The following is a 14616-nucleotide window of genomic DNA, read 5'->3' as shown; positions in this document are numbered from 1 at the left end:
GGCCGATTTGGTGACTATTTGAGTTGGCGGAAACACTTAAAATTGTTAGTGTAGTTTTATACAACGTAACATTTTTGTCACTAACTTTGTAAAAAGAGTCTTTTGGTGACAAAAAATCTCCAAAAAGCTTGCTGCGCATTCTGAATAGCTACATTTGAGAATCATGTCTGGTAATTTGCAATCAAGAATCCTTCATCTGCCGGCGTCAATGCCTAGCGAAACAAACCCGCTGAGTGCCGATGTATACGCCATCCGTGGCGAGACCGTCTGGTGGATTTTTGATGTGGGTGCCAGTGATGAGGCGGCGGATTTCATCAACAACTTACCTTGCGATGGCGTAGCGCCGGGTACCGCGCAGCACTTGCATCAAGATGCCGCACCTCTCAAGAAAAATATCGTCATTTCCCATTTCCATCGGGACCATTTCTTCAACCTTTCGCGGGTCTCCTTCGACAATCTCTTTGTTGGACGCGAGACTTTTCGTCATTGCGACGAAAGCATTCGCGCCCGCAGCGGCACTCAGGTTGTTGAGTCGCCCTTACAGTTTGAAGACGGCTTGAAGTTTCATATTGAGCCTATCCCCAGCAGTCATGCCAAAGGTTCCTTGATGCTTACTGTTGGGGAATCCGCTTTCTTGGTAGATTCTACTTACCCAACGGTAGGTCATAACAGGCCTGACTCCTATAACGTGCAGCTGCTTTACCAGCAGATTCAATTCCTGCGAGCCTGCGGGGCGCAAAACTTCTACATGAGTCACCGTCGGTTTATTCCGCGGGAAAAGGAATCGATCTTGCAAATCCTGGAAAGCTATTACGCCCAGCGGGCACCTAACAAGAATATCATCGAAATTTTTCGCTAGTGATTCTTGTTCCCATTGATTTTTTGCGTTTTTGTTGCAGATCGTATTTTCCCATGTCGCATGCTAGGCGACCTCCCGCGAGCCTTCACAAGGTATCTTTACAATTGTTAAAAACAAAACGATATAGTTTAGGAACCTAGTAGAAGGAGTCGTTATGACGGAACGTGAAAAAAGAATACGTGAAGTTTTTCGCAATGCAGCAAGCAATATGCTTTGGGGCGATTTTGATGATGAACCTCTGGCAACAGAAAATGCCAAGGAAAATTCGCCTGTAGAAAATAACAGGTCCAATCTCAAGAAGGATACTTGCCTTTTGGGAGCCATCGCCGGCGACACCATCGGTTCGCCTTATGAATTTGACAGCAACAACTACAAGGGTACGGACTTCCCGCTTTTTTCCAGGACTTCGGAATATACCGACGATAGCGTGATGACCGTGGCTGTGGCAAACGCCGTGATGATGGGTTTCGCGGAAGGTTTCGGCGGAGAGCCCGACGCGGCTAAGGACAAATTCGACGCGACTAAGGACAAGCCCGACGAACAAAAGACTGAAGAAGCTATGGTTTTCTCCATGCGCTCTCTGGGTCGCAGGTTCCCTTACGCAGGCTACGGTGGCCGCTTCTGCCGCTGGCTTGAAAGCGATAACCCGCAGCCCTACAACAGCTGGGGCAATGGTTCCGCCATGCGTGTCTCCGCAGTAGGCTGGGCCTACGACACGTTGGAAGAAGTGGAGAAGTATGCGGAAATCTCTGCCCGCGTCACCCACAACCATCCCGAAGGCATCAAGGGAGCCAAGGCGGTGGCGGCCGCCATCTTCCTGGGGCGTGCAGGCAAGTCCAAGCAGGAAATTCTGGATTATGTGGAACGCACCTATGGCTATGCTATCAGCCAGATGACTTGTGACAAGATTCGCCCCGGCTACCATATGGATGAATCCTGCCAAGGCACGGTCCCTCAGGCATTCTGCGCCTTCCGCGAAGGCAATTCCTTCGAAGAAGTGGCGCGCCTTGCAGTTTCCTTGGGTGGCGACAGCGATACCCTTTGCTGCATCGCCTGCGCCATGGCCGAGGCCGTTTATGGTGTTCCCGAAGAAATCCAGCGTGAAACAGTGAACCGTCTTCCCGAGGAACTTTTGGATATACTCCTTCGTTTCCAGAAATTCGTGGCTAGCAAGTAAGACGGAACCATTCTATATTTGGGTCATGCTTAAAGTTATTAGGGCGGTGACCCGTTTTCTTTCCACCTATACCTCTCTTTTTGTAATCGCCTGCGCGGTGGTTGCTTTCTTTGCCCCTGTTACATTTGCCTGGGTTCACGGAAACGTTTCTTCGGTCATTCTCGGCATTATCATGCTGTCCATGGGCTTGACCCTTCGCATTGAAGATTTCAAGAACTTGGCGAAGCGCCCGCTGGATATTTGTGCTGGCGCCTTGGCTCAGTACACCATCATGCCGCTGGTTGCCCTGTGCCTTACGAAAGTTTTCGGACTGGATCCGTATCTCGCTGTAGGTATCATTCTGGTGGGCTGCTGCCCCGGCGGCGTCTCCAGCAATGTGATGAGTTATCTTGCCAAGGGAGACGTTGCCTTCTCTGTGGGCATGACAATCGTCAGCACCTTGCTTGCGCCGATTGTTACCCCGTTTTTGGTATTGTGGCTTGCAGATACCAGCATCAACGTGAATGCGGTGGGGATGTTCCTGCAGATCCTTTATGTGACCGTGGGCCCTGTGACCGCAGGCTTCCTGATGAACCATTTCTTCGGTCATCGTAACGGCTTTAAGGAAATCCAGGCGAACATGCCTTCGGTAAGCGTCATCGGCCTTGGCCTTATTGTGGGTAGCGTTATCGTAACGGTGCGCCCGCATCTGCTGAACAATGGCGTAAGCCTATTGTTCCTGGTGCTTGCCGTGGTGTTCTGCCACAATGCGCTTGGCTATGTGCTGGGCTATAGTGTAGGTCGCGTCCTTAAATTCACCACGGCAAAGAAACGTACCATCGCCATCGAAGTTGGCGTGCAGAATGCGGGCATGGCAACGGTGCTTGCGGCAGCCTTCTTTGCTAATCCCGAGAACATCGCTGCTAATCCCAATGCCGCTCTGTGCGTGGTTCCCTGCGCTATCAGTTGCGCCTACCATTCCATAAGCGGTACCATTCTTGCTGGTATCTTCGCCAAGCTGGACCAGAAGAAAAAATTCCGCGGCGTATAACTAAAAACAAATCCCGCGGCAGTTTTGCCACGGGACTTGTTTGGTTTTGTGAGTAGGCTTTTACTTGTTGCTGATTTTCATCATCATTTTTCCGCTGCGTACCAGAAGTACGCCCGGTCGGAAATTACTCATTTGAATTTGGTTTCCGGTTCCCTTCTTGATGACGGTTCCGTTTAAATCAAGAACAGCCCAGCTGTTGGAAGTTCCCAGGTAGACGGTGCGTGTGGCGTCATCGTATTTGAAATCTGCGCCGTTCAAAGAACCGTCCCAAGCTCCATTCCTAGCACCCGCACCGCCATAAACGATGGCTTCGGTGATGTTGGAATCTACATCAGTATTTTCGCTGTCGGAGGAATTTGGCGCCTCGCTAGAAGAAGAAACTGCGGGCTTTTCGCTGGAGCTGGAAACTTCAGGAGCAACAGAACTGCTGGAAAGTTCCGGAGCCTTGGCCTTTACCATCTTGATTTTCTGGTTGTCTGCGCCGGTGCGAACCCAGGTAATCACAGGCATGCCCACGTCCTTGGAAACGTTCAGCACGTCGCCCACGAAGTCGCTTTCGTAATCACCGTAGAGGTAATAGCCTTTTGCCTCGGATGCATTTTCAATGCGAATTTCACAAGTCGTCTTGGAAGTTTTAACCGTATCCAGCAAGGTGGCAGAGGGGCAGTAGTAATTGCCGGTGCCGACGTTTTGCAAGGAATAATGACGGCGGTTCTTGTCGTTGTGGGTTACTTTCCAGTACTGGTTGCGATCGTTTTCGTTTGTGGTCTGCTGTACCACGATTCCGTTTGCATCTGCAAAGCTTAAGTTGCTGTGGCTTGCAGTCAGGCGGAATTCACCGTTCTGTACGATGGCGTTATTCACCTTGTCTACGCCGTCAGTGGTGCGCTTGATCTTCTGGATTTTTGCATCCTGGTCGTAATACAAGTAGTCGATGTTCACAGACCTACGGTAAGTCCAGCCGCCGGGAGCTGTAGCGCCGTGATACATAAAGTACCAGTGGCCCAGATAGCGGAAGATTGCCTGATGGTTTGTCTCGGAATTTTCCATCTTATCGTTGATGGTTCCCATCTGTGTCCAGGGACCGTTCATGCTCTTGGCCATGGAGTAGTTGATGGTGGAAGGATAGCCGGAAGCGTAACTGAAGTAATAGTTGCCGCGGTACTTGTGGACCCAGGGAGCTTCGAAGAAGTCCTTGATCTTAACGTCCTCGGGAGTGCCCGCAAGTTCGATCATGTTTTCCTTCAGTTTTACACGGCGGCCTGCGTTCCAGGAACCCCAATACATCCAGATATCGTTGCCATCGTAGAAAATAGCGGGGTCGATGTTCAAGGCTACGTCATTGGGAGTGTTGTCCGTAATCAGTGCCTTGCCGATTGCATCCTTCCAGGGACCAGACGGATGGTCCGCCACGGCAACGCCAATGGCAAATCCTTCGTCCTGCTTGATGGTGGCGTGGTGCACAGCAACGTACCAGTAGTATTTTCCGTTACGGAATTCGCAATGACCGGCAAAGGCGTTTCCCGAAGCCCATGAGAACGTGCGCCAAGAGAGAACAGCGCCGTAGTCGTGGTAGTTCTGCATGTCGTCGGTTACGAGAACATGCCAGTCGTTCATCAGGAAGAATGCGTTTCCACCCTGAGGGCCCTGTTCGTCGTGGCCCGCAAAAATAAACAAGCTGTCGTTATGGACAAGTGCCGCTGCGTCGGCAGAATAGAATGCCGTAGTCAGCGGGTTTGCTGCCATGGCCACAGAAGCGATTCCTGTGCCAAGGATTGCTGCAAAACCTGCGCGAAGTTTTTTAATTGTTTTACCCAAACCCATTTTTTATCCCTTTTTTAACGTTTCATCACCCTAAAGATGAAGTTTCCTTGAGGTAGATTTTCAATCGTTATCTCGGACTGCAAGCCCACGGTTTTGCGAGTTACAACCTGGCCCATAGAATTCAGAACGTAGAGATTGTAGTTGCCGACCTTGTCGAAACGTACTGTGTAGTTGTTGCCGTTACGAACTACAGAGTAACCTAGCTTTGCAACTGCCACAGGAGCAAGCGCTGCAGTTCCAGTGCTGCTACTGGATTCAGCCGGAGCGATGCTGGAACTAGATGTTTCCTGCTTTGCGGAGCTGCTGGAAACTGCAGGAACATCCATGCGAGTCACGGTGATAGTTGCAGTGAGCTTTGCGTTTTCAATGCCACCGGTGGTTTCGATGGTGTAGGCATATTCGCCTGCAGCAACATTTGCATCCACCTTGCCGCTGAAAGTCACCTTCTTGCCGGCTGCGTCCACGTCAGCCTTGATGCCTGCGGGAAGGCCAGTCACCTTGACGCCAGAGGCATTTGCAAATTCGTAGTAGAAGCCAGTGATTTCTGCGCCAGCTTCAACAGTCTGTGAAGAAGGGCCTGCGCCATGCTTGGTGAGGGTTGCAGGAGCGGGAGCACCATTACCGAACTTGATGTTGCCCACCAGAACTTCGCCACTGTTGTCGGCTGCAGTCAGGTAGAAGTCCTTCACGCCCTTGAGCTTTGCGGTTGCAGAGCAGGAGACTTCGGTCCAGGTGCCGGTTCCGCAAGAAGCAGGAATGGTGCACTTGGAAAGTTCGGTGCCGCTCTTGGAACCATCGCGGATACTCAAGGTACCGCCGCTGCACTGCTGGAGCTGAACCTTCACATCGGTGCTCTTGATGGAGTCGGTCACCACGTTTTCGAAGATGGCATAACCGCCGGCCTTAATGGCGAACTGATCCTTGTCGGTGAGGCGAACCTTGATACCGTTATCAAAACCGTTAGCCGGAATGGTATCACGAATCACGCGGAGGAAGTCGATACGGTCCAGTTCTGCATAGTTCTGGTCCGGTTCCACTTCGATGAAGTTACCACCACGCTTAAGAGTGGTAGGAATCATGGCCACGGAACTTTCAGGGAACTTGCCCCACGCACCAGTCTTTGGAAGCTTTACTGTCTGGGACTTCCCGTTGACAGTCACCTTATGGGTGGCATCTGCGTCGCCGCCGTTAGCATAACGATAGCGCATGATGTAGTCGCCAGCCTGCATAATGTTCATGGGCAGGCGAATCTTACTACCTTTGGTGTTGATGTAGCCAACGTACTCGCCGTTGGAAGCGTCGTTTGTGTAGTTGAAAGTGATGTCACCAGAAACTGCACGAGTCATGGCGCCATGTTCAGCTTCGGCACTCAGGTAACGACCCAAAAAGGGCTGACCCATTTCCGGCCAGTTGTCATCGGTAAACACAACGTCACGAATGTGAATATGGTTGAACTTGTCGCCAGTCAGGTCGTAGTAATGATGAACGAAGCGAATGCGGTTCAAGTCCTTGAAAGCTTCGCCGCCGCCGGGACCAACGTAACGGCTGTAGCGCTGCATCAAGATGGTGCCACCGCCATCGTTCAGTTTCTTGCCGCTACGGTCGTAGTAAGTGCCGTTCACCTTGTCGGCGCGACCCATGGCGGTCTTGTAGGTAGTCTGCTCGATTTCGTCGCCCTGCTTGCAGCATACGTCCCAAGCGGTAAACAGGAAGTACTTACCATCGTGTTCAATGAGGCTCGGGCCTTCGATGCCACTTCCGTTGCGTGTAGCGATCTGGTAGTTGGTTTTGTCGTCGGCAGCCTGTTTGCCGGTATTGGGGTCAAGCTTCACGAGACGAATACCACCCCTATTCCAGGAACCGTAAGTCATCCAGTATTCGCCATTGGCAGTCTGCACCACGTCGGCGTCAATCGCATTGTAATTGTTGTTATTGGTGGTACGAACGATTTCGCCCTGGTCAGCCCAGCCTGCAGAAGGGTTGCTGAAATCCAATTTGGAGTTTGTAGCCAAACCAATTGCAGAAGTTCTCTGGCCAAATACGGAACCGCAATAGAAAATGCCGTACTTGTTGCCCATTCTGAACAGATCCGGAGCCCAGATGCCGTCGTGTTTTCCGCCCACGGCCTTGTGCAGCCAGGAATCCCAATTAGGCTTGTCGCTAAGGGCGCGGCCCTTGCCTGTCCACCTGACCATATCTTCGGATGTAGACATGGCCAAATTGTTGTTGGTGGACATTAGAATGTAACCGTTTTCATCACGGAACATGGTAGGATCGTGCCCACCCTGACGATTATCCTTGGCATACCAATCGGCAGCCATAACACTCTGGCCGGCCATGACCATGGCTACGAACGCAGCAGAAAAAATCCCAAGCCCTTTACGGCTGGTTAACCCAAATCCCATAAACACTCCTTTTTTTAGGATAACTAAAATCTACACAAAAATGAATAAAAAGTCAACACTTTTACTTAAATACGTCTACAAACTTAAAAATATTTACGTTTTAGTGAAAAAAAAGTCTACATTTGGCGAAAAAAGGGTATATTTAGGATGTGTTTATGGATTGGCTCTCCTGGGAGTGTTTGGGTGAATTTTCCCGGGATTGCCTAAAAAAGGATGGATTGGTATGAAGTTTCTGGATGGGACTTTGTCTTTTGGATTGACTCGCAATTCCCTTTTCAAGGGTGCGGCAATATCCCTGGTTTTAACAGCTTTAGCCTCTGCGGCCACAAACCCAATCATAACGAACATTTTTACTGCGGACCCGGCCGCCCTGGTATATAACGACACGGTGTACATCTACGCCGGTCACGACGAAGCCGCCGTAGGCAAGGATGAATATGTCATGAAGAATTGGCATATTATTTCCTCTGGCGACATGGATAAGTGGGTGGACCGCGGCGAGGCCCTCTCCATCGATTCCTTCAAGTGGATGACGTGGCATGCCTGGGCAAGCCAGACCATCGAACGTAACGGAAAGTTCTACTGGTACGTTACCGGTTGGGACGGCAAGGATTTTGCCATCGGTGTGGCTGTGGCCAACCACCCTGCAGGCCCCTTCAAGGATGCCCTGGGCAAGCCTTTGATCACCAGCGCCATGACTCCCGGCAAGGAAGTGAACTACGATATTGACCCTACCGTCATGATCGATGACGATGGACAGGCCTACATTTATTGGGGCAACGGTGCTGTCAAGGGGTACCGTCTCAAGGAAAACATGATCGAGCTGGAAGGCCAGATGTTTGATATTACGCCTCCCATGTTCACCGAGGCTGCTTTTATGCATAAGCGCAAGGACTACTATTTCCTTACCTATGCTTACGGCTGGGAAGAACGAATCGGTCAGGCCACTTCTAAGTCTCCTACTGGTCCTGTTTCCAATTCCAAGGTGATCGTGGGCTACAACGACAATTCCAACACCAGTCACCAGGCCTTTATCGAATTCCATAACCAGTGGTACTATATCTACCATACTGGTGCTATTGGCGGAAGCTTCCGTCGCGCCGTGGCCGTGGATTACTGCTACTACGAAAACGACAGCACCATCGCCGATATCAAGATGACCAAGCAGGGCGTAAAGAAGGTGAACCATACGCCTCTGAAAGATGGCGTGTACCGCATCAAGGCAAAGCATAGCGGCCTTAGTCTTGACGGTGCCGGCGGTAACGTAATCCAGATGGACCAGGAAGAAAGCTGGTCTCAGCTCTGGGCGTTGAATCGCGTAGACGGCTACAGCTATACGCTCAAGAACGTAGAAACGGGTAAGTACCTGACCTTCGGCAAGGGGGATCTGTTGGATACAGTGAAGACCGCAGCGGAGGCCCGCCAGTTCATTATCGAGAACTTCAACGTAGAAGACGGCTACCGCCTTTATGCCGATACCGCCAGCGAGTACGTGGCCGACGTGCTGAATATCTCTAAAGAATCGGGCATGCCCCTTGTGGTGTGGAAGCAGACCGGAACATTGAATCAGTCTTACTTGTTCCAGTACATGGGTGACGAAAGCGATTATGTGAAGGAAGAGGAACCGGAAGAAATTTCTTCTTCATCTGTGATGTCGCCATCTTCATCCAGCGAAGTAAATAATTCCTCGGATGATTCCCAGAACCTGCTCGTTGCAACGATGTATCCCGGGGTGAACATCATCGGCGCTTCCAGAGCGAACGGTCTCCAGTTCTCCTCGGTTACGGATTACGTATTGATGGATGCCCAGGGTGTTGCGCTTTTCCGTGGACGCGGTAATGCAGTAGCTCTTGATGGAATCTCTGCTGGAATGTACTTCGTGAAGTTTGGCCGCAAGATTCAGAAAATCAACTTGAAGTAAAGAAACTGTTGAACTTTAAAAAAGCCCTCGCACCAAGTGGTGCGGGGGTCTTTTGGTGTGATGGGGGAGAATTTATTTTTGCTTGATGGCCCTGAATATTCCTAGGGATCTGCCGTCCTGTGAAATACGGATGAGGTAAGTTCCGCGATTTAGCTGGACGTTGATTTCATTTCCATAGGCATTTTGAATGTTCTGGATTCTATGACCTTGCATATCAAAAATGCTGATTGTATAGGAACCATTGGGAACATGATTCAGAATGATGTTGCTTCCTGAGAATTGTGCGCTGAATTTGGTTGCAGTGCCGGCGATGTTCTGGGAAAGAGCCTGCGAGACTTCACTGCTTGAACTGGATTCATCTTTAGTTACGCTAGAGCTTGATTCGGCGACGGAAGAACTGGATTCCGGTTCTGTCGCGTCAGCAAAACTGGGTTCCCTTTCGCCACCGATGATTTCAATGTCGGGTTTCTTGGGAGTGTCCATGTCCCAACCTAGGTAGTAGTCCAGCATGCTTGCCTGCACATAGCCCTTGGTGGTGGTGCCGTTGCGGTAGCAAGGATTCTGCATGTGGGTGTAGAACTTGTAATCGCTGGCAATGTCCGTGGTGAAAATCACCAGCTCATTGGTTTCGTAATTTACCAGAATGCTTTCTTCGCGCCAGTCGCCGAAAACGTCACCGTGGAACATGGCGGCCCCGCGTTCGCTTCCGCTACTGCCGTAGATTTTCCAGGTGGTGGCCTGACGTTCTACGCCCTTGGTTTCGTAATTCCAGTTTTCGATCTTGCCGTCGTTATAGCTTTCTGCGCCAAGGTCTCCGTCCCACCAGTAGCGAATGACGGGATAGAGGTAGTTGGAGGCGATTAGCTTTTCGCTTTGGGCATTGTAAGTTCCCTGAAAACTCCAGACTTCAAGGCCGGCGTAATTGGGGTCGATGTCGCCAACGTTTCCGCGGGCAACGTCGCACTGGCCTGCGCAACTTTCATCACCGTAATGAGTCCAAATCAGTTTACCGGTACTTGCGTTATAGTAGTATTCCAGAAGATTGTTGGGATGGTCCTGCTGGATGCCGTAACCCATCATTTCCTTGTCGCCCTTGTTGAAGGCTCCTACATACCAGCGGTCGCCATGAACTACAACAGGAACTTTGTAACGTAAGGTGCCGTCGCCATTGAGGGCGTAACCCATGTGGAGTACTTCGTCCTTGCCGTCGTAATCCACGTCGGCAATGCGGATCTGGTGGGCTTCTGCGCCGCCGCCCTGCTTGCCTGCGTCATATTTCCAGCGCTGAACGAACTTTCCGCCCTGATAACCGTAGGCGACCATCAGGCTATTAAAACTCTTGTCTGCGTTGCGGTTCTTGAACCAGCAAACTACACTGGGGTTCACTCCGTCTAGGTAGCCGATTTCCATCATGGCGGCCATGGGGCCAATCTTGATGTAATCATTGGGAACAGGTGCGGTCGCCTTAAGGGCGCCGGTACGTCCGTCCAGGACTGCGACGACCTGGGCGTTTGTACCGCTGAGAGAAAATTTCTTGCCGTCGCCAAAGGTAACGCCATCGGCGATGCGGACGATGACTTCGGCGTATCCGTCGGAATCAATATCGTAGACGGTGGCGCCATCCCACATGCCAACGTCTAGAGTAGACGCGCCCGGAGTAATGTTGTTCTTGTTGGCGCTATTGGGGCCCAGATTCAGAGTCCACAAATATTTTCCGGTGCTGCTGTAGGCTTCCAGTTTCTGCTCGTCATCGGTAGGGCGGTCCAGAAGATAGTCGTAAGCGCCGTCTCCATCCAGGTCGCCGACCCAAACAAAATGAACGGCAGTCCCAGCTTTGATAGGAACGGTGACGTAAGGGCCGACGCCCTTGTTGGCGGGCATGGTGTAGCTGCCCTTGGTTTCCAGTTCCTTGCCGTTCAGCACTTTCTTTACGAAGTAGGTGTTTGCTTTGGAAAAGTCGGCCTTGCCATCTACGAAGTTGGTGCCCTTGGTGACGGGTGCGCTTGTGAGTTTTACGGTGTCCTTGCCGGTGACGCGGTAGACATTAAAGCCGAGATTGTCTTCGTCGCTGGCCAGACTGCGCCAGGTTACCAAGGCGTTGGTGTTGTTCTGTCGGACAGCGACAACGCCGCGATCCAGATATTCAAACTTTCTTGCGGCTACGGCGTCGGTGGCCAAGCCGAAGGCCATCATGGTGGCCAATGCTGCGATTGATTTTCTTGTGATATTCATACCCAATTTTTCCTCATTTTTTGATTTATCGTTTAATGATTCTTGTCATTTCAAAGATGCGATTGTCCTGTGAAATGCGAATGATATAAGTTCCGTGATTCAGCTGGACGTTGAATTCATTGCCCTGGGCATTTTGAATGCTTTTGACTTTGTTGCCCTGCATATCAAAAATGCTGATTGTATAGGAACCATTGGGAGCATTGTTTAGAAAGATGCTGTTTCCGGAGAAGTGTGCGCTAAACTTTGCTGCGGCGCCGGTGATGTTCTGGGAGATGGCTTGGGGTTCGGCCGAGGAGTCTGCCGAATGATTTACGCTCCATCCGATCCAGTCAATATTGGGACCGCCCTTTTCTGCCAGAGATTCCATTTCAAGCCTTACGGAATTGCTGAGGTTCAGAGGAACGCTTACGATTTTCCAATTGGTCCAGCTGCCGGTAGGCGGAAATTCAACTTCGATGCCGTTGACGATCATGTCGCGGTTTGCATCTGAGCCGTTGGCAAAGCGAATATATACAGTGTCGCCGCGGGTTGAATCCTTTTCCAGTTTGTAAGTGGCGCGGGTTCCTGCACCGTTATCGATGTTTAGGTAACCTTCGCCGGTGTAGCCTGTGTTTGTGGTTTCCTTGACGCCGTCAGCTGAAGCAAACTGGTCGCCCTGAATGCCGATGACGGCATTTGCGGGAAGTTCTGCGGAAGTTGTTCCCTCGGTGGATTCGCCGCCCTTGCTGCTAGAGGATTCTGCGGGTGCTTCTCCCGAGCTGGAAGATTCCGGTTCTTCGGGAACCTGAATGAGGCCGCCTTCGGTGATGGGAGCCTTTGCCTGAGTCAGAATGTCCAGAGCGTCGGGCTTCTTGGAATCAAATGCAACGTGGTTATCGCGTAGGTGCTTTGCCAGATCAGGAACCTTGGTCTTCATTTCTTCCAGGATGGCGCGGGCCAATTCGTACGCGCCGTATTCGCAGAAATGAGTCTTGTCGCTGGCGGTGTACATGTACAGCTTTTCCTTGTTGTTGCCTAGGGCATTCTGCAGGTTAATGGAATGCTGATTCAAATCCAGAACGGTAACGCCAAGCTTTTGACCAAGGGCGCGCATTTTTTCGGGAAGGCCGCCCACGCTTGTTTTCGGGTCCAGTTCGCCCTGGCGTGCGGTGGATGTAACGAACAGGGGGATGGCACCCTTGGCCTTGATTTCGTTAGCATACTTGGTCAGGGTCGTTTCGTAGTTAGCCACGTCGGTGGCGTTCTTCTGGTCGTTATGGGCGAACTGCACCGTCACATAATCGCCTTTCTTGACTTCGGCGAGAATCTTTGCCAAACGCTTCATACTATAAAAGCCGCTGGCGGTAAGGCCGGATTCCGCGTAGTTGGCGACGGCAAGGCTGGATTTGAAAAATCCCGGGGACATCTGTCCCCAACCCGCCCAAGGAGCTGTCAGCTGGTCCACTACGGTGGAATTTCCGCAGAGCCACAAGGTAGTCACGTCGTTCTTGGGCTTGATTTCAATGCCTGCCACAGCGGGAGCCTTGCCGCTGATGATAAAGGTCAGCTTGTTGTCCCAAGTTCTGTAATCCTTTTCGCGGTCCTTGATGCTCATGGTAACGGAGCCATCGATGCTCTTGGTTTCCATACGGCGAAGGGAAACGCTCTGTGTGCTAAAGACGCCGCCGGCAGTGGTGACGCGGTCAAACATGAGCTTGCGATTTTCAGCCCAGACGGTGGTCTCGCTTTCATTTTCGCCATCGCCAAAAGTGAAGGACACTTCGTAGTTACCCTGGGGAAGAACCACAGAGAAAATCATGTCTCCCTTGGAGGTGAGAAAGTCTGTTTTCAGGTCGTCATCCCAAAGGCGGTCTACGGAGCTGATGGTTCCCGATTCAAAACCGTAGCCCTTGGTAGCGTCGAATTTGGTGTTGGACTTAATCTGGGTATAACCCGCGGCAACGGGACCATCACCAAAGTCAAATTTGTAGCTATCTGCAGCATGTGTGCTGGAAAAGGCTGCGATTAAACCAAATGCGGCGAGGAAAATTCCAGCCTTGACTGCTAAATCACTTTTAGAATTTTTTGATTCGTTGATCATTTCCAAACATCCCTTTTTCTTCGACCTAACCAGGGTCATGTTTATTGTACTACATAATGTACTACAAATTGTACTATAAATCAATGGGTGCTTTCAAGAAAAAAGTGAAAAAGTTGTTGATAATTGTGTATTAATTACTTTGGAATAGGTAAAAATGTGATTAACTATAACTTGTACTATGATTTTTTAGAAAAATGGTGTGAATTTACTACTTTATGTACTATATTATGGTTGTGAAAATTTAACGGATTTATTGCCTATGTACGCAAATATTTTTGAATTTACCAAGTTCCGTAAGTTTCTTGCTGAGTATCAGGAACGCCGTCAGGCGGCGGAACCAAATTTTAGCCGTACGGAATTTTGCAACCTGCTGGGCCTCCCCAATACCCGCAGCTATTTTAATGATGTAGTTCAGGGCAAAAAGGTGACCGACACCATGCTGGGCCGCTTTGTAGATGTTATTGGGCTCAAGGGAAACGAGGCAAAATATTTTGAGGCCATGGTTAATTTTGACCAGGGCAAGACCGCCGAAGTCCGGGATGCCGCCTTCGCTGAAATGATGCGTCTGAACAAGAATCCCCAGGCTATCGTCAATCCCGACAGCTACGAGTTCTTTGCCAACTGGTACAACAGCACCATCTACGCAATCCTCGAAATTCTGGATGTGTCCGACGACGTAAGTGAACTTTCTGAAAAAATTTTCCCGCCGGTGAGCGAAAAGAAAATCCAGGCAAGTCTCGCCTTGATGCAGAAGATGGAACTGATCCGCCGTAACGATCAGGGATTCTGGAAACCTACCAAGGAAAGCATGGCTACTGTACAGCAGTGCAAAAGCCAGATGGTTCTCCAGTATCAGAAGCAGTGCCTGGAACTCTCCAAGCAGGCCTTGGATTCCGAAGGCAAGGAATCCCGCGATATGACCACCTTTACTTTTAGCGTTTCTGCAAAGGGCCGCAAGAAGGTGGAGGCCGCCGCCGAAAAGTTCAAGGATGTGGTTCGCAAAATCGTGGCCGCCGATACGGACACTCCCACCGAAGTGGAACATATCAATCTTCACGTTTTCAGCAACTTGAAGAAGTAAAGTTTGA

9 protein-coding genes are annotated in these 14616 nt (G+C 50.7%); 5 read left to right on the top strand and 4 right to left on the bottom strand.

Translation table 11 applies throughout. From position 1 onward, the window contains the following. Nucleotides 1-163 precede the first annotated feature (163 nt). From MJZ25_10110 to MJZ25_10100, 3 genes are all read left to right on the top strand, one after another. Complete coding sequence (locus tag MJZ25_10110; protein MCQ2124525.1) at nt 164-859, top strand: hypothetical protein; 696 nt, start codon at nt 164-166, stop codon at nt 857-859. Between the two features lie 154 nt (nt 860-1013). Beyond that, nucleotides 1014-2036, top strand: a complete 1023-nt coding sequence (locus tag MJZ25_10105) for an ADP-ribosylglycohydrolase family protein (protein MCQ2124524.1) — start codon at nt 1014-1016, stop codon at nt 2034-2036. 25 nt (nt 2037-2061) lie between these two features. Next, nucleotides 2062-3066, top strand: coding sequence for a bile acid:sodium symporter family protein (locus MJZ25_10100; GenBank protein MCQ2124523.1), 1005 nt, complete (start codon nt 2062-2064; stop codon nt 3064-3066). A 60-nt stretch (nt 3067-3126) separates the two neighbouring features. On the opposite strand, the gene MJZ25_10095 is transcribed toward MJZ25_10100, so the two are convergent. Beyond that, nucleotides 3127-4890 carry a family 43 glycosylhydrolase gene (locus MJZ25_10095; GenBank protein ID MCQ2124522.1) on the bottom strand — a complete coding sequence of 588 codons (1764 nt, stop codon included), beginning with the start codon at nt 4888-4890 and terminating at the stop codon, nt 3127-3129. A 14-nt stretch (nt 4891-4904) separates the two neighbouring features. After that, nucleotides 4905-7295: a family 43 glycosylhydrolase gene (locus MJZ25_10090; protein MCQ2124521.1), complete on the bottom strand. Its 2391-nt coding sequence runs from the start codon at nt 7293-7295 to the stop codon at nt 4905-4907. Nucleotides 7296-7518: 223 nt separating this feature from the next. On the opposite strand from MJZ25_10090, the gene MJZ25_10085 reads away from it, so the two are divergent. Beyond that, nucleotides 7519-9216 (top strand): family 43 glycosylhydrolase, encoded by a 1698-nt coding sequence (locus MJZ25_10085; GenBank protein MCQ2124520.1) that lies wholly within the window; start codon nt 7519-7521, stop codon nt 9214-9216. Nucleotides 9217-9288: 72 nt separating this feature from the next. On the opposite strand, the gene MJZ25_10080 is transcribed toward MJZ25_10085, so the two are convergent. Both MJZ25_10080 and MJZ25_10075 read right to left on the bottom strand, forming a co-directional pair. After that, nucleotides 9289-11448, bottom strand: a complete 2160-nt coding sequence (locus MJZ25_10080) for a T9SS type A sorting domain-containing protein (protein ID MCQ2124519.1) — start codon at nt 11446-11448, stop codon at nt 9289-9291. Between the two features lie 25 nt (nt 11449-11473). Next, the gene (locus tag MJZ25_10075) at nt 11474-13528 is read right to left on the bottom strand and encodes a T9SS type A sorting domain-containing protein (GenBank protein MCQ2124518.1); all 2055 of its coding nucleotides are present in this window, start codon (nt 13526-13528) and stop codon (nt 11474-11476) included. 259 nt (nt 13529-13787) lie between these two features. On the opposite strand from MJZ25_10075, the gene MJZ25_10070 reads away from it, so the two are divergent. Next, the gene (locus MJZ25_10070; GenBank protein MCQ2124517.1) at nt 13788-14609 is read left to right on the top strand and encodes a TIGR02147 family protein; all 822 of its coding nucleotides are present in this window, start codon (nt 13788-13790) and stop codon (nt 14607-14609) included. The last annotated feature ends 7 nt before the right edge of the window (nt 14610-14616 follow it).

The organism is Fibrobacter sp., assembly GCA_024399065.1.
In the GTDB taxonomy this organism is placed as follows: Bacteria; Fibrobacterota; Fibrobacteria; order Fibrobacterales; family Fibrobacteraceae; genus Fibrobacter.
This window is presented reverse-complemented; position numbering and strand designations above follow the sequence as displayed.